The organism is Saccharothrix xinjiangensis, from assembly GCF_039527585.1.
Classification (GTDB): Bacteria; Actinomycetota; Actinomycetes; order Mycobacteriales; family Pseudonocardiaceae; genus Actinosynnema; species Actinosynnema xinjiangensis.
This window is the reverse complement of record NZ_BAAAKE010000007.1, coordinates 38,899-54,958: the sequence shown is the minus strand read 5'-3', so window position 1 is coordinate 54,958 and position 16,060 is coordinate 38,899. Positions and strand designations below refer to the sequence as shown.

General features: G+C 73.5%; 10 protein-coding genes and 1 pseudogene. 2 read left to right on the top strand and 9 right to left on the bottom strand.

Annotated elements, in window-relative coordinates:
- Nucleotides 1-12: 12 nt before the first annotated feature.
- From ABD223_RS17525 to ABD223_RS17490, 8 genes are all read right to left on the bottom strand, one after another.
- Nucleotides 13-678, bottom strand: a complete 666-nt coding sequence (locus ABD223_RS17525; RefSeq protein WP_344037326.1) for an FMN-binding negative transcriptional regulator — start codon at nt 676-678, stop codon at nt 13-15.
- A complete protein-coding gene (mce, locus tag ABD223_RS17520; RefSeq protein WP_344037325.1) occupies nt 647-1,114 on the bottom strand; it encodes a methylmalonyl-CoA epimerase in 468 nt (155 codons plus the stop codon). Before mce ends, ABD223_RS17525 begins: the two co-directional genes overlap by 32 nt.
- Nucleotides 1,114-2,865: a fatty acyl-AMP ligase gene (locus ABD223_RS17515; protein ID WP_344037324.1), complete on the bottom strand. Its 1,752-nt coding sequence runs from the start codon at nt 2,863-2,865 to the stop codon at nt 1,114-1,116. Before ABD223_RS17515 ends, mce begins: the two co-directional genes overlap by 1 nt.
- Nucleotides 2,866-2,867: 2 nt before the next feature.
- Nucleotides 2,868-4,220, bottom strand: a complete 1,353-nt coding sequence (locus ABD223_RS17510; RefSeq protein ID WP_344037323.1) for a lysine N(6)-hydroxylase/L-ornithine N(5)-oxygenase family protein — start codon at nt 4,218-4,220, stop codon at nt 2,868-2,870.
- Nucleotides 4,221-4,231: 11 nt separating this feature from the next.
- The gene (gene asnB, locus ABD223_RS17505) at nt 4,232-6,085 is read right to left on the bottom strand and encodes an asparagine synthase (glutamine-hydrolyzing) (protein ID WP_344037322.1); all 1,854 of its coding nucleotides are present in this window, start codon (nt 6,083-6,085) and stop codon (nt 4,232-4,234) included.
- 55 nt (nt 6,086-6,140) lie between these two features.
- Nucleotides 6,141-7,607, bottom strand: a complete 1,467-nt coding sequence (locus ABD223_RS17500) for a methylmalonyl-CoA mutase family protein (RefSeq protein ID WP_344037321.1) — start codon at nt 7,605-7,607, stop codon at nt 6,141-6,143.
- Nucleotides 7,600-8,541: a diiron oxygenase gene (locus ABD223_RS17495; RefSeq protein WP_344037320.1), complete on the bottom strand. Its 942-nt coding sequence runs from the start codon at nt 8,539-8,541 to the stop codon at nt 7,600-7,602. Before ABD223_RS17495 ends, ABD223_RS17500 begins: the two co-directional genes overlap by 8 nt.
- A 737-nt stretch (nt 8,542-9,278) precedes the next feature.
- On the bottom strand, nt 9,279-10,841 hold the full coding sequence (locus ABD223_RS17490) for a protein kinase domain-containing protein (protein ID WP_344037319.1): 1,563 nt from the start codon (nt 10,839-10,841) through the stop codon (nt 9,279-9,281).
- A gap of 167 nt (nt 10,842-11,008) precedes the next feature.
- On the opposite strand from ABD223_RS17490, the gene ABD223_RS17485 reads away from it, so the two are divergent.
- On the top strand, nt 11,009-12,643 hold the full coding sequence (locus ABD223_RS17485) for a hypothetical protein (protein WP_344037318.1): 1,635 nt from the start codon (nt 11,009-11,011) through the stop codon (nt 12,641-12,643).
- Nucleotides 12,644-12,999: 356 nt separating this feature from the next.
- Nucleotides 13,000-14,079, top strand: a pseudogene (locus tag ABD223_RS17480) (ABC transporter substrate-binding protein); the annotation flags it as partial.
- Between the two features lie 362 nt (nt 14,080-14,441).
- Here ABD223_RS17480 and ABD223_RS17475 read toward each other — a convergent pair.
- The gene (locus ABD223_RS17475; RefSeq protein WP_344037317.1) at nt 14,442-16,004 is read right to left on the bottom strand and encodes a flavin-containing monooxygenase; all 1,563 of its coding nucleotides are present in this window, start codon (nt 16,002-16,004) and stop codon (nt 14,442-14,444) included.
- Nucleotides 16,005-16,060: the final 56 nt, after the last annotated feature.

Below are 16,060 nucleotides of genomic sequence, written 5' to 3'. Positions count from 1 at the left end.
CACCACTGCCGATCACCGAACGCCCTCCCCCGACTCCGGCAGCCCGCGCATGAGGCGGGCCAGCTCGCGCCGCTGGGTCGTGGGGCCTTGCTCGAAGGCGTCCAGCACCCGTTCCCGCAGCGCGGGCGACTGCTCCTGGCTGAGCTTGAACATGCCGTCGACCGCCTCGACGACCAGCTCGAACGCGCCGACGCCCGGCAGGATCTTGGCGAAGTACTCCACCGAGCCCGCGTCCTGCCAGCCGTTGCCGAAGTGCCGCTCGCAGAAGTCGACCCCGCGGCGCACCACGTCCATCGTCGCGTCGCGGTCCTGGATCAGCCGCACCTCGCCGCGCACGTGCACCGAGACGAAGTCCCAGGTCGGCGCGGCCGGCGTGACGTCGTAGACGGTCGGCGACACGTAGCTGCTCGGCCCGGTGAACACCAGCAGCACCCGGCCGCCGTCGGACAGCGCCGACCAGTGCGGGTTGTCCCGGTTGAGGTGGCAGAGCACGGTGAGGCCCACCGGGGAGCCGTCCGCCGGGTCGTCCTCCCACGCCGGGATCGCCAGCAGGTGGGTGGCGAACGGCACCTCGCCCGCCACGCCCGCCTCGCTGACCAGCGTGGCCAGCGGGTTCGCGCGCATGGCGTCCAGGACCCAGCCGGGCTCAGGCGGTCGGTAGATCGTCGGCACGTACACCGCTGCTCCTGTCCTCGTCGGCCGAGGTCACGACCTCGGTCAGCACGCCGTGGCAGTCCTTGGGGTGCAGGAAGGTGGCCGTGGAGCCCATCGACGCGCGCTGCGGCGGGTCGAACAGGACCCTCGGGCCGTGCCCGCGGAGTCGCTCCACCGCCGCGTGGACGTCGGGTGAGCCGAAGGCGATGTGGTGCACGCCCTCGCCGTGGCGCTCGATCCACCGCGCCACGGTCGAGTCGGGCGAGATCGGCTCCAGCAGCTGGAGGTACGTGGCGCCGCCGTCGTCGGTGCCGTTGACGCGCAGCATCGCCTCGCGCACGCCCTGGCCCTCGTTGACCTCCTCGTGGCACACCTCGAAGCCGAACACCGACCGGTAGTGCTCGACGGTCCGGTCGAGGTCGCGGCACGCGATGCCGATGTGGTCGACCCTGGTGAACATCAGGACCCCGACCCCCGGGTCACCGCGGACAGGCCGCCCTCCAGGTACTGCCGCCGCATCTCGCTGCGCTGCACCTTGCCGCTGGTGGTCTTGGCGAGCGTGCCGCGCTGGATCGGCACGACCTCGTCGAGCACCACGGCCAGGTCGCGCTCGACCGCGGCGGTGACCAGCCCGGCCAGCGCGGCCGGGTCGACCGCGCGCAGCAGCCTGCCGTCCACCTCGACGGCCAGCACGAACAGCTCCCGCCCGTCGCGCTCGACGGCGAACGCGGCGCTGCTGCCGGCGCGCAGGAGCGGGTGCGCGCTCTCCGCGGCCAGTTCGAGGTCGTTCGGGTAGTAGTTGCGGCCGTTGCGGATCAGCACGTCCTTGTGCCTGCCGCACACGTACAGCTCGCCGTCGTGCAGGAAGCCGAGGTCGCCGGTGCGCAGGTGGGTCTCCGCGCCCTCGCCCGCGATCGTGGCGCGGAACGTCGCCGAGGTCTCCGCGGGCCGCTGCCAGTAGCCGCGGGCCACGCCCGGACCGCGCACCCAGATCTCGCCGATGCCCCGCCTGCCGACCGGCGTGCGCGTGACCGGGTCGACGATGCGGACCGTCGTGCCGGGCACGGGCGTGCCGCAGCTGACCACGCGCAGCGAGTTCTCGGTGCCGGCGGGCACGGGCACCGCGACGCCGTCGGCGGCCCGCGCCGCGTCGATGGAGATCGCGTGCTGCGGCATGTCCTGGCGGGTGCCGGTGACGTGCAGGGTGGCCTCGGCGAGCCCGTACGCGGGCGCCGGCGCGGACGCGGGGAACCCGGCCGCGGCGAACACCTCGACGAAGCGGCTCACCGTGCTCCACCGGACCGGCTCGGCGCCGTTGAGCGCCGCGATGCACGAGGACAGGTCGAGCCCGGCGGGCACGCCCCGGTCCGCCACCGCGTCCAGGCACATCTGGAAGGCGAAGTTCGGCGCCGCGACGTGCGTGACCCGGTGCTTGCTGATGACCTCCAGCCACCGCAGCGGCCGGCGCACGAACGCGCCGGGCGACATCAGGTGCACCGGCACGCCCGCGCGCACCGGCAGCACCGCGCCGAACAGCAGCCCCAGGTCGTGGAACAGCGGCAGCCAGGACGCGATGCGGCCGTGCTCGGGGATCGGCCACTGGGTGAGGATGTCGGCGGTGTTGTGCCAGAAGTTGCGGTGCGTCACCTCGACGCCCTTGGGGTGGCCGGTCGAGCCCGAGGTGTACTGGAGCAGCGCCAGGTCGTCCGGCCCCGCCTCGTCACCGGGCAGCCAGGTCGCCGTGCCGCGCAGCCCGGCGGAGTCCACCAGGGTCAGCTCGGCCAGCTCCGGCACGTCGGCGTAGGCGGACAGCCGCTCGACCACGCGGCTCGACGTCAGCAGCACCGTGGTGCCCGCGTCGACCGCGATGCGGTGCATGCGCACCACGCCGTGCCTGCGGTTGGGCACCTGGACCGGCACCGCGGCGACCCCGGCGAGGAAGCAGGCGAACAGGTCCCGGACGAAGTCCAGGCCGGTGTCGTGCGCCAGCACGGCGCGCCCGCCCGCCAGGCCGCGGTCCAGCAGCGCCGCCGCCCGCGCGCGGGCGTCCCGCTCCAGCTCGCCGTAGGTCAGCTGCTCGGTGTGCTCCTCGCCGTCCACGTGGTGCACGTAGGCCACGGTGTCGGGCGAGGTGAGGGCCCGCTCGGCCAGGATCCCGGTCAGGGTCCGCGCCGTGGTCGGGTCGAGGGTGGTGGTCTGCGTCTCCGTCACAACTAGCTCCCCAGGACTTGTCGCGGCTGCCCGGAACCTCGCGGCACGGACCCGGTCGCCATCGGCTCCGTGCGGCGGACCGCCTCGACCACCGACTCGGCGATCTCCCCCGCCCGGACGCACGACGTGGACAACAGGCTCGACGAGATGCCGTGCAGGTGCTCCGTGGCGCCCTGCACGTAGACCCCGGCCGACATGCGGCCGTCGGTGAGCACCCGGTAGTCCCGGCCCACGACCAGCTCGTCGTGCTCGGCGCGGCGCAGCCACGGCTCCAGGGCGTCGAGCAGCCGGTCCGGCCGCGAGGGCCGGTAGCCGGTGGCGAACACCACGTAGTCCACGTCCAGCGCCGTCGTCGTGCGGGTCGGCAGGTGCTCGATGTCGAGGCGCACCCCGTCCGCGGTGGGGGTCACCCGCCGCGGACGGGACACGTTGAGGAACCGCAACCTCCGGCGGCCCGTCACCCGCTCGTGGTACGAGCGGCGGTACAACTCGTTGATCAGATCTCGGTCCACCACCGCGTAGTTCGTGCCGGCGTGGTAGTCCAGCAGCATCTGCCGGACGTCGGTGTCGCTGGTGAAGAACTCGTCCACGGCGGCCGGGTCGAAGATCCGGTTGGCGAACGGGCTGTCGTCGGCGGCGCTGTAGCCGTACCGGCTGAAGACCGAGTACACCTCCGCGTCGGTGAACGTGCGGTGGAGGTACTCGGTCACCTCCGCCGCGCTCTGCCCGGCGCCGACCACCGCGAGCCGCTTGGGCCGCGCGTCGCCCAGCCCCGCGACCCGGCCGAGCAGCTCGCCGCTGTGCCAGATCCGGTCGCCGCGCTCCACGCCGTCGGGCAGGCACGCCGACAGGCCCGTGGCCAGCACGACGTTGCGCGCGCGCCGCACCGTGACGCCGTCCTCGCTGACCGCGTGCACGTCCAGCGCGGTCACCCGGTCGTCGGTCAGCACGGGGTGGATCGCGGTGACCTCGCTGCCGTACTCCACCTGGTCGGCGAACCGCGCCGCCGACCACTCCAGGTAGTCGTGGAACTCCACCCGCGACGGGTAGATGACCTGGTGGTTGATGAAGTCGATCAGGCGGCCCTTCTCGTGCAGGTAGGCCACGAAGGAGAAGGAGCTGGTCGGGTTGCGCAGCGTCACCAGGTCCTTGAGGTAGGAGATCTGCATGGTGCTGTCGTCGATCAGCATGTCCCGGTGCCACCCGAACCGGGGCTGCCGCTCGTGGAAGGCGGCGCGCAGCGGCGCCTCCCCGGACCCGTTGTGCTCGTGCACCGCGATGGCCAGCGCGAGGTTGGAGGGGCCGAAACCGATGCCGAGCAGGTCCACCAGCTCCCCCTTGGACTGTGTCGACACGCGGTACCCCATCAGATCGCGAGCCGGGCGTTGTAGGTGTCGAGCCACTCGTTGAGGTACAGGACCATTTCGAGCGAGAAGCGGTTCACCTTCCCCTTGACCGCGTCGGAGGTCGGGTCCGACAGGTAGGACTTCGCGGTGGACAGGTCGAGGAACGGCTGGATCGGCGCGGAGCCGTCGGCCAGCAGGTCGGTGACCATGGCGCGCAGCGAGCGGTCGTAGGCCGGGTCGTCGATCGGCGGGTAGCCGGCCTTCTTGCGGTACAGCACCGAGGGCGGCAGCAGGTCGCGGACGGCGGCGCGCAGCAGCGACTTCTCCCGGCCGTCGAAGGACTTCATCGCCCACGGCACGTTGTAGACGTACTCGACCAGCCGGTGGTCGAGGAACGGCACGCGGCCCTCCAGCGACACGGCCATGCCGATGCGGTCCTTGCGGTCCAGGATGATCCGCAGGTAGCCGGTCAGGTTCAGGTAGGTCACGATGCGGATCTTGCGGTCCACGTCGGACTCCCCGGGCAGCTTCTCGATCTTGGCGACCTCCGAGGCGTACAGGTCGCGCTCGGCCTCGTCGCTGCCCAGCGACTCGACCAGCTCCGGGTTGATCAGGCCGGTGTTGCGCAGGCCGTTCTTGCCGGCCATCTGGCGGCCGAACTCCAGCCACGGCAGCGCCTGCGCGTCGACGAAGCGGTCCTCCAGGAACCAGTGGTAGCCGCCGAACAGCTCGTCCGCGCCCTCACCGCCCAGGGCCACCGTGCAGTCCTGGCGGAACCGGCGCGCCAGCAGCAGGTACGAGGTGTCGAGGTCGCCCAGCGAGGTCGGGATGTCCCGGGCCAGCAGGACCTCCCGGCGCACCTCGGGGTCCATCAGCTCCTCGGGCGAGACCACGACCCGGGTGTGGTCGGTGCCCAGGTGCCGGACCATGCGTTCCACGAACGGGTAGTCCGGGGTGGAGCGGACCTCGTCGGGGGTGAAGACCTTGTCGTGGCCCGCGAAGTCGATCGAGTAGGTGCGCAGGGTCTCGCCGCCGTTGTGGCGGGCGGCGAGCGCCAGCAGGGCGCTGGAGTCCAGGCCGCCCGACAGGAACACGCCCAGCGGCACGTCGCTGTGCAGCTGCCTGCGGACCGCGTCCTCCAGCAGCTCGCGGACCGTGCCCACGGTGGTGTCGAGGTCGTCCTCGTGCGGCCGGGCGGGCGGGGCCCAGTAGGTGCTGACCGACAGCCCGTTGCGGCCGAAGCGGACGATCGTGCCGCCGCGGACCTCCTTGACGCCGGCGAAGATGCCGTTCTCCGGCGCCTTCACGAAGTCGACGATGGCGCGCAGGCCCTCGGTGTCGACGACCGGCTCGACGGCCGGGTGCTTGAGCAGGGCCATCAGCGCGGAGCCGAACACGAACCCGCCGGGCACCTCGGTGTAGTACATCGGGTAGATGCCGAAGCGGTCGCGGATCAGGTGCACCTCGTCGGTGCGGCCGTCCCACACCGCGAAGGCGAACATGCCGAGCAGGCGCTCCGCGCACGCCGCGCCCCACTGGAGGTAGGACGCCAGCACGACCTCGGTGTCGCTGCTGGTCTTGAAGGTGTGGCCGTGCGACCGCAGTTCGGCGCGCAGCTCGTCGCAGTTGAAGACCTCGCCGGTGTAGGCCAGGGTGACCGGGGGTTCACCCGGCTTCTGGGCGACCATCGGCTGCACACCGCCGGCGAGGTCCACCACCGACAACCGGCGCACGCCGAGCGCGACGTGGCGGTCCAGCCACGTGCGCTGGTCGTCCGGACCGCGGCGGTGCATCGTGGCGGTCATGGTGTCGATCAGCACCTCCCGCTCCTCCGAGGCAGGGGTGAAGTCGACGAAGCCGGTGATCCCGCACATGGGTGCTCCTGTGGGTTGAACGACGATCGCTGTGGGACGGGGGACCGCTGTGGTCTCAGGCGTGGGCCGGGGACGCCAGGCCGGCGGGGTGGCCGATGCCGCGGGCCACCGCCGTGCACATCTGCTGGATGCTCGCCCGTGCCCGTGCGGCCTCCACCAGGGCGGGCAGCACGTTCTGCCCGGCCTCGGCGGCCGCGGTCACGGCGGCGAGCTGGTCCGGGCACTCGGCCCGGGAGAAGGGCCTCCGCCTGCCGGCGGCGACACCGGACTTGCGCTGCTCGCGCAGGAGGGCGCGCTCGTGCTCCGACTCGTCCGCGTCCGCGACGCCGACGACGGGACCGCGGTCGCGGAACGCCATGTCGTCGATCTCGCCGGAGAGCCAGCCGCTGCGCAGCGCGGCGAGCAGGCCGCCCCGCTGCTCGATGCGGTCCAACCAGGACAGCGCCTCCGCCTCGACCTCGTCGACGAGCCCTTCCAGCACCGCGGAGCCGCCGAGCGGGTCGACGTGGCGCGCCAGGTCGGTCTCGTGCAGCAGGATCTGCTGGATGCGGAGCGCGACCCGCGCCGCCAGCTCGCCGGGCGTCTGCACCGCCTCGTCGAACGAGCACACGTGCAGCGACTGGACGCCGCCGAGCACCGCCGAGATGGCCTGCACGGTCGTGCGGGCGATGTTGTTCAGCGGCTCCTGCACGGCCAGGGCCGAGCCGAAGGTGTTGACCTGGGCGCGCAGCTTCATCGACTTCGCGTCGCGCGCGCCGTAGCGGTCGCGCATGCGGGTGGCGTAGATCCGCCGGGCGGCGCGGAACTTCGCCGCCTCGGCCAGGATCTCCAGGTGCGAGCCGAAGATGAAGCTGAACTGCGCGGCCACCTCGTCCACGGCGAACCCGCGGGCGATCATGCCGTCGAGGTACTGCTCCGCGTCGGCGATGGCGAGCGCCACCTCCAGGGGCCGCGTCGCGCCCGCCTCCCGCGCGTGGCCGCCGGAGATCGAGATCGGGTTGACCTTCGGCAGGTGCCGGACGCAGTGCTCGATGACGTCGAGGGAGAACCGGAAGCTGTGGTCGAGGTCGAACACGACCGCGTGCCGCGCCAGGTGCTCCTTGAGCATCTCGTTCTGGAGGGTGCCGCGCAGCGCGGCCGGGTCGACGCCGCTCTCCTCCGCGGCCACGATCCACATCGCGAGGATCATCGGCGCGGTCGCGTTGATGGTGAAGGACACGGAGATGCGGTCGAGCGGGATGCCGTCGAACACCGCGGCGAAGTCGTCGACCGTCGCGATCGACGCGCCCGCGCGGCCGACCTCGCCGACCGTCGCCGGGTCGTCGGGGTCGAGGCCCATCTGCGTCGGCAGGTCGAACGCCAGGGACAGTCCGGTCTCGCCGCGGTCGAGCAGGTAGCGGAACCGGGCGTTGGTGTCGGTGGCGTCGCCGAGGCCGGCGAGCTGCCGGATCGTCCAGTGCCTGGTGGTGTACCCGCCGGGGTGCAGGCCCGCGTCGTAGGGGAACTGGCCGGGCTCACCCATGGTGGCCACCCGCCTCGGGCAGGAGCAGGCCCGCCTTCGCGAAGTCCTCGCGGGCGCCGGGCACTTCCAGGACGTCGTGGTCGTAGAACATCTTCAGGGTGTGCCTCGCGGACGCGCGGAGGTCGGCCTGGACCGAGGCGGTGGTGTAGGTCTCGCCGATCACCTGGTCCACCTCGCCGGGCGTGAGGGAGGTGGCGAGCAGGGAGTTGCGGATGGCGGGGACGTCGGGTGAGAGGCAGGCGGTGATGATGCCGGGCAGGCAGCGCGCGGAGCGGGCCCGCGTGTCCTCGTCCATGACGCCCCAGAGGAAGTCGAAGAACCGGGTGTAGAAGGCGTGGTGCCGCCGCTCGTCGCGGGCGTGGTCGCCGACGACCTCGCGGATCGTGCCCGCGACCGTCTCGTCGTTGGGGATGTCCTCCAGCAGGGAGGTCACCACCGTCTCGAACACGACGACCTGGAGCAGCTGCGCGGTCTGCGGGTGCAGCGCCCGACCGCTGCCGTCGAGCCGGTCGAGGGTGTGGTCGAAGGAGTAGGGCAGGCCGGCCACGCCGGTCGCCCGCTCCACCTGGTCCACCATGTCGAAGCTGGTGTGGGCGTGGTGCGCCTCGTCGCAGTAGATCTTCCACGCGTCGAGCCGCAGCTGCCGGTCGATGTCCAGGCCCGCCTGGTCGAACGCCACGACCAGCGTGCCCCGGTTGACGACCTTGGCCTCCAGGTTCGCCACGAAGTTCATGTAGTCGTAGAAGCGGCGGGTGACCACCGCGTCGCGCTCCTCCTCCGGGAGCTTCTCCGTCAGCGGGTGCGCCAGGTGCGGGATGAGCTTCAGCGGGAACGCCTTCAGGCCGGACTCCACCTCCGCGCAGAAGGTGCGGTGGGGATCGGTGCGCACACCGGCGCGCTCGTACCACTTGCCGAAGATCAATGACGAGTTCACGGCGTTTCACCCCGAGGTGGTCCACCGACGAACAGCGGGCACACGTAACTGATCACTCCACTCTCCCCCCAGCAGGAAGCGGAATCGAAAAAGCATCTCGACGAAGGCGTGAACCGCTATTCGCCAAACCCCAGAACGAGTTCGTACGGTACTCAAGGGCAACATGCCAGTCAAGGCGGAATCAGCTGGTCAGGAAATAGCCTCCATTGATCGTGAGACCGAAGCGGAGACGATGTAACCAGTCTGTTACATGACTTTGATCATCCACAAAGGATGGCCTTTGAGCTGCGACAGGCGAATCAGTTCACCCATTTGTCGCCTATATTGAACAGTCAACCAACCGGAGCTCGCCGACCAGGTAAAACAGGCCGGACTGAGCCGTTCGGAGTAGCGCTGTGCACCGCTCACCCGTCCCCGCGTTCACCCTGGTGGCTCATCCGGTAAATTGATCGGCCAGGTTGCCACCGGACAAAACCCGACATTCCCGGAATGCGAGACCCCGAAGCTCGGGAAGTCGACCGCCGAGGCTTTTAACCGCCCTCACACACCGCTCGGCCTATTGCAAGGAAAGTGGCGCAGCGCACAGGCGGGGTGTTCCCGTGCGAGGTGCAGGACACATGGCCGCCGTCGTCGGTGGGGCGTAGGCTGCCGCAGCCGCCGGCCGCCCGCCGGGCCGGGTCGCCGGACAGCGGCGGCGCACTCACCCGGACGTGGGAGGCCGTGCGCCGACCGGACGATCAGTCGCCGGACGCGCAGGTGACGTCCGGACGCGGCGCCTCGGGGCCGTTGGCCGTGAAACCGAAGGTCGTCGAGCCGCCCACGGGGAGTTCGGCGTTGTAGTCGGCATTGCCGACCCGCACCGAACCGCCCTCCGCGGCGAGGGTGCCGTCCCACAGGTTGCCGATGGCGTGGCCCGGCGGCAGGGGCCAGGACACCGTCCAGGCGGTGAGCGCGCGACCGCCGTCGTTGCGCACGGTCACCTCGGCCTGGTAGCCGCCCGGCCAGGAGTTGGTGATCCGGAAGCGGGCGGTGCAGTCGGCGGGCGCGGCCGGGGCTGCGGTGGTCCCGGTGGCGGTTCCAGCAGTGGTGTCCGCGGTGGTGACCGCGGTGGACGCCGTGCCCCGGGCCGGCAGGGCGGCGCCGTCGACCGGGTCGTCGCCCCGGAGGGAGACGCCCAGCACGACACCCGCCGCGACCAGCACCGCGGCGCCGGTCACCAGCGCGACCTTCCGCCACCGCGGGCGGCGCGGCGCGGGGAGCAGTCGCGTGCCGCCCGCGGGCGGGTCGTCGACGGCGGACCCGGTTCCGCCGATCGAGCGGGTCAGGTCGACAGGTCGGGTCTCGTCGACCGAAGCGGTCTGATCGGCAGAACGGGTTTCGCCACAAAACCGAGTCCCGTTGATCGGCGTCGTGCCACCGGTCAATTCCCCGTCACCGCTCGACTCGATTTCGTCGAACCCCCGGACTTCGCCGAACGGCCCCGCGCCGGGCAACGGCCGGCCTTCCACGACCGCGCCCAACAACCCGTGCACCTCGGCCATGGTCGGCCGCTCGCCGGGGTCGCGGCGCAGCACGCGCGACAGCACGTCGCCCAGCGGCCCGGGTGACCGGAGCGGCTCCACCCGCCCCTCCGACACCCGGCGCAGCAGCGCGTAGGGGTTGTCGGTCGCCCCGAACGGCGGGTGGCCCTCCAGCGCCGCGTACAGCGTCGCGCCGAGGGAGTACACGTCGGAGGCGAACACCGCCTGCTCACCCGCCGCCACCTCCGGCGCGAGGAACGCGGGCGTGCCCACGACGACCCGGGGATCGGTCACCGTGCCCTCGCCGATGGCGCGGGAGATGCCGAAGTCGGTGATCTTCGCGGTGCCGTCGTCGCCCAGCAGGACGTTGAAGGTGGTGACGTCCCGGTGCACGACGCCGACCGCGTGCGCCGACGCCAGCGCCGACGCCACCTGCCACCCGACCCCCGCCACCAGCACCTCGGGCAGCGGCCCGCGCTCGTCGACCAGCTCGGCCAGCGTCCGCGAGGGCAGGTACTCCATGACCAGGCACGGCTTGCCGCCGTGCTCGACGACGTCGTGCACGCTGATCGCGTGCGGGTGCCGCACCTTGGCGGCGACCCGCCCCTCGCGCACGATCCGCTCCACGGCGTCCGGCGAGTCGCCCGCACCGAGGAACTTGACCGCGACGTCCCGTCCCAGCCGCTCGTCCCGCGCCCGCCACACGACACCGGCGGCCCCTCGACCGAGCAGCGACACGAGCCGGTAGCGCCCGGCGATGACCTCGTCCCGTTCCGACACAACCAGACGCTACTGCCCCACCCAGCCCACCGGCTACCTCCGTTCGCCACGGGTTCGGGCCGGGTCGGGCGGCGACCCGGCCGGCGGGTCGTCCACAGTGGAGCGGGCGGGTCCCCGGCCGGGCCGCCGCCTTGACAGCGCCCGCTCGCGGCTGTTCCGCTCGGCGCATGGGTTCCCGCGCTCCGAACGCCGAGACCGCCTACCGACGCGCGCTGCGCCTGGACGACCGGGGCCGGGCGCTGACCGACGCGTTCGGGTGGAGCGCGCTGCTGCTCGGCGACGGCTCGGCGGTGGCCCGCGAGTTCGCGGAGGGGCGCCGCACCGGCGTCGCGGACCCGGTGCGGTTCGCGTCCTTCCCCGGCGCGGGCGGGTCGGGGTTCGCGCGGCGGCTGGGCGTCGAGGCGCACGTGCCGTGCCTGGTGGTGTGCACCGACGTGGAGGACCGCCGCGTGCACGTGCTGCCGCTCGCCGACCGCGAGGCCGACGAGGCGCACCGGCGCGTCCAGGGCTGGGTCGACGAGTTCCACGCGGCGAACCGCGAGCGGCTGGAGCGGTGGACCGGCGTGGAACGGGAGCTGCGCCGGCTGGCCGACGCGGTGTCCGGCCCACTGTGGGCGGCGCGGATCCGGTTGCTCGAACGGCGCCGGGACCAGCGGGTGCTGGACCGGCTGGCGGCGCTGCTCGCGTCGCCGCCGGACGACCTCGCCGCGCTGGACGCGGTCCTCGCCGACACCGCCGACCTGCCGTGGCCGCTGGTCGACGCGCTGCGGGACCACCGGCGGCGGATCGCCGAGCTGGAGGGCGAACTGGCGGCGCGGCGGCGGATGGCCGCGACCGCCGCGGAGCTGCGGTGCGCGGACGACCGGGGCGACGTGCGGCGGCTCCTCGCGAGCCTCACCGCGGACGCCGCCGCGCGCCGCGCGCTCAGCCCCGGCGCCGCGTCCGCCCTGGCCGCCGCGCGCACCGCGTTCACCCGCGACGTCGCCGAGGGCGCGCGGCGGTGGCGCGAGGAGAACGGGCCGCTGTTCGCGCTGCCGGTGTTCACCGCCGCCCGCCACTCGTGGCACTGGATCGCCGAGCAGGGTCGCGCGTGGCGGGAAACCCCGCAGCGGCACCGGCAGCGGGACTTCGCCGTGTTCAACCGGGTGCTGGCGGCGCGGCCGCTCGCCGACCCCGGGGCCGCGGCCGACGCGGTGCTCGCCGCGCTGGCGGCGCACCACGGCGTCACCGACGAGGAGGAGTGGACCACCGCCACCGCCGGGTTCCGCACCTACCTGGTCGACTCCGTCGGCGGGTTGGCGGGGTCCGCGCCGCCGGGCTTCACCCTGGTCGGCCACTGCCTGCCGAACCACCCGCCCCCGGTCCGCCCGCTCGACGACGGTGAACGCGACCTGCGGGACGAGCTGGCGCGCGGGCTGGCGCGGGACGCGACCGCGCGGAACGCCGCGGCAGGCGACCTCCGGGCCGCGCTGGCGGCGGTGCCCGCGCTCGCCGAGCGGTACCGCGCCGAGCCGGCGGCCCGCCTGGAGGCCACCGCGACCCCGCCGGAGCTGGGCGGCCGGGCCGAGGCGGAGGAGCTGGCGCGCCTGGCCGCGGTGCTCGACGAGTACGACGACGCGGTGCGGTCCGCGACCCGCCCGCACGAGTCCGACCCCGCGGTGATCCCGGTGGAGTGCCCGGTGAGCCCGGCCGAGGCGGCGGGCGCGCGCGGCGGGCGGCGCGCGGTCGACGGCCTGCGCGAGCAGGTCGCCCGGACGCTCGCGGAGCACCGCGAGGCGGCCTCCGCGCCGGCGGAGCCCTGAGCGGCGCCGCGCCCCCAGCGGTGGTGGAAAGGCGTTCCGCGCTCCCAGCGGCAACGGGGAGGCGTCCCGCGCGGGGGCCGTGACGAGGTGGCCCCGACGACCTCGGTCCGCCTCCTCGCACCGAAGGGTGAAACCGGCGTGCCGACGGTGTGACAGGCGCGGCGACGGCCGTCGCGTCCCGGAGGGTTCGGTTGTACTCGGGGACGCCAGGGGTGAGCGGTGGATCCCCCGTGGCGCGGTGTCGTCGAGGGAGGATCGGCGTGACCGGCGGCTGCTGAAGGCGTTGCGCGGTGTCGAGGCGGCGCCCCCGGCGGAAGTGGAGTGGCTGACCGAACCGCCCGCGCCGCCGCTCGCTCCTGGCCAAGCCACCCCCGACCCAGCAACCGCAGGCCCCGCGAAACCTGGCCAGGCAACCTCCAGCCCGACCACCCGCGGCCTCGCGACCCCCACCCCGGCAACCGCCAGTCCCACCACCTCCAACCCCGCGACCCCCACCCCCGCCGGTCCAGCCCCGCGCTCACGGCGCCGGTGGGTCGTCCCCGCAGCCGTCCTGGCGGTGGCCGCCCTGGTCGCGGGCGTGGTGTGGGCCGGGTGGTGGTCCGCGACGGCCGGGCGCTGGCCGTCATCGGGCACGGGCGCGGCGAGACCTCCCGGGCCACCGCACCGGTCTACGCCGCCGCCGGGCTGCCCGCGATCACCCCGACGGGCTCACCGCGGACAACCCGTGGTACTTCCGCACCGTCTTCACCGACCGGGACCAGGGCGAGTTCCTCGCCGCCTACCTGGCCCACGTGACCGGGACCCGCCGCGCCTCGGTCGTCAGCGACGGCAGCGGGTACGGGCGCGGCGTCGGCGACGACTTCGCCGACGCGTTCACCCGGCACGGGACCGTCGGGCACCGCCTCGTCGTGACCGGGTCGGAGGAGTCGGTGCGCGAGGCCGTCGCCGCCCTGGGCCCCGATCCCGGCCCGATCGTGCTCGCGGCGCACGTGGAGGTCGGCGTGCGCGCCATCACCGCCCTGCGCGCCGCCGGCGTCGCGGCCCCGGTGTTCGTCACCGACGCGCTGACCGCGGACGCCGCGCACGACGCGCTGCTGCGCTCGTTGTCGGAGCACCGGCCGGGGCTGGGGCCGGGTGAGCTGCGCGGGGTCACGCCCATGGCCGTCGACGCGCTCGCCGGTCGCGCGCTGGGGTGGGCGGACGGGTTCGAGCTGGCCCACGGCCACGCCCCCACCCGGCAGGCCGCCACCGCCCACGACGCCGCCACCGCGCTGCTGCACGCGCTCCGCGAGGCGCGCCCCCGGTTCGGGGACGCCGACCGGGCCGGTGACCGGCGTTCGCCGCGGGACGCCCTGACCGCCCTGGACGTGCCCGAGGGGCTGCTCGGCCCGATCAGGTTCGACGCGGACCGGACCACCGACCGGGAGATCGCGGTGGTCGAGAGCAACGGTTCCCGGTTCGTCTCCGCGCCCGTCCAGCTCGTGCCGCACGTGCCGCGCCCCGGCGAGGCGACCGCCGCGGAGGTCGCGGCCGGGCAGGTGGTCGACCTCGACGGCCGGCTGCTCGCCCGGCGGCAGGTCGTCGGCGCCGGCGTCCGGGTCAACCACGTCGACGATCGTCCTGGCCGCCGCCGTGCTGCTCACCACCGTGGTCTCCTCGCTCCCCCAGGTCACCTGCACCGTCGCGATCGAGTGGGCCTGCTACGCCTTCCTCACGCTCTCGACGATCTGCCTGCCGGCCACCATGCTCCGGATGCGGTTCACCGCCGCCGGCCGGGACCGGGCGGCCCGGCGCGTGATCACCGCGGTGCGGATCGCGTACCCGGCGCCGACCGCGGTGGTGGTGCCGGCGTACCTGGTCGCCCGCGGCTGAACCGAAGGTGCTCGTCCTCCACCGGCCGGTCGCGCAGCAGCCCCACGTCGCCGTGGTAGCTCATCGACATCAGCCACGGGTACCGCTCGCCCTGGCGCGGCAGCCGGTCCAGGGAGCGCCGGACGTAGCCGGCGCCGAAGTCCAGCAGCGGCCGCGTGGTCATCGGGCCGTCACCGGGGTCGGGGCGGCAGGTGTCGTGCCCGTGGGCGTCCATGTGCGCCAGCAGCCGGCAGAAGTGCTCGCACAGCAGGCCGACCTTCAGCGTCCAGGAGGCGTTGGTGTAGCCGATCGCGAAGGAGAAGTTCGGCACGCCGCTGAGCATCATGCCGCGGAAGGCCACGGTGTCGGACAGGGTCACGGGCCGCCCGTCCACGGTGAGCGCGATGCCGCCCATGGGCAGCAGCTTCAGCCCGGTGGCGGTGACGACGGCGTCGGCCTCCAGCTCCCGTCCCGAGACCAGCCGCACGCCCCGCTCGGTGAAGGTCTCGACGTGGTCGGTCACCACGGAGGCGCGCCCGCCGCGGATGGCCCGGAACAGGTCGCCGTCCGGGACGGCGCACAGCCGCTGGTCCCACGGGTCGTAGGTGGGGCGGAAGTGCTCGTCGACCGGGTAGCCCTCGGGCAGCTGCTTGGCGTTGACGCGGCGGATCAGGCGCCGCGCGGCCCCGGGGAAGCGCCGGCAGAACAACCAGATCGCGCGTTGCTGGGCGATGTTCTTGCGCCTGATGAGCGGGTAGGCGCGGTGGACGCCGAGCACCTTGCGCAGCAGCGCGCCGACGGGGTCCACCGTCGGCACGGGCATGACGTAGGTGGGCGAGCGCTGGAGCATCGTCACGTGGGCCGCGGCGCCGGCCAGGGCCGGGACGAGGGTCATCGCGGTGGCGCCGCTGCCGATGACCAGCACGCGCTTGCCGGCGTGGTCGAAGTCCCCGGGCCAGTGCTGCGGGTGGATGACCGGGCCGCGGAACCGCTCGCGGCCCTCGAACCGAGGCGTGAACCCCTCTTCGTAGTCGTAGTAGCCACTGGCGCAGAACAGCCAGCCGCAGGTCATCCGCAGCCGCTGCCCGGTGTCGGAGCGCTCGACCTCCACCAGCCAGCGCGCGTCCGCGGAGGACCAGGAGGCGGCGAGCACCCGGTGGTGCGTGCGGACCCGCCGGTCGATGCCGTTCTCGACCGCGGTCTCGCGCAGGTAGTCGAGGATCGTGGCCGCGTCGGCGATGGACTTCTCGCTGGTCCACGGCTTGAACTCGTAGCCGAGGGTGTAGAGGTCCGAGTCGGAGCGGACGCCCGGGTAGCGGAACAGGTCCCAGGTGCCGCCGATCGCGCCGCGCGCCTCCAGCACGACGTGCGACTTGCCCGGCAGCCGCGTGCGGAGGTAGTGGGCGGCGCCGATGCCGGAGATGCCCGCGCCGACGATGAGCACGTCGACGTGCTCGACTCCCCCGGCGTGCTCGGTGTCGCCGGGTCCGGGTTCCTCGGGGTGGGCCATGGCGCTCCAGGGATGGGCCGCGGGTGTCGACGACCATCATCGCCGCGGCGCGCCCC

What these genes read in the sequence shown, in the direction of transcription:
- asnB (WP_344037322.1), bottom strand. Translation starts at nt 6,085, where the DNA reads ATGTGCGGGATCACCGGCTTCGTCGACTTCACCCCTGCCTCGGAGGAG.
- ABD223_RS17475 (WP_344037317.1), bottom strand. Translation starts at nt 16,004, where the DNA reads ATGGCCCACCCCGAGGAACCCGGACCCGGCGACACCGAGCACGCCGGG.
- ABD223_RS17485 (WP_344037318.1), top strand. Translation starts at nt 11,009, where the DNA reads ATGGGTTCCCGCGCTCCGAACGCCGAGACCGCCTACCGACGCGCGCTG.
- mce (WP_344037325.1), bottom strand. Translation starts at nt 1,114, where the DNA reads ATGTTCACCAGGGTCGACCACATCGGCATCGCGTGCCGCGACCTCGAC.
- ABD223_RS17500 (WP_344037321.1), bottom strand. Translation starts at nt 7,607, where the DNA reads ATGGGTGAGCCCGGCCAGTTCCCCTACGACGCGGGCCTGCACCCCGGC.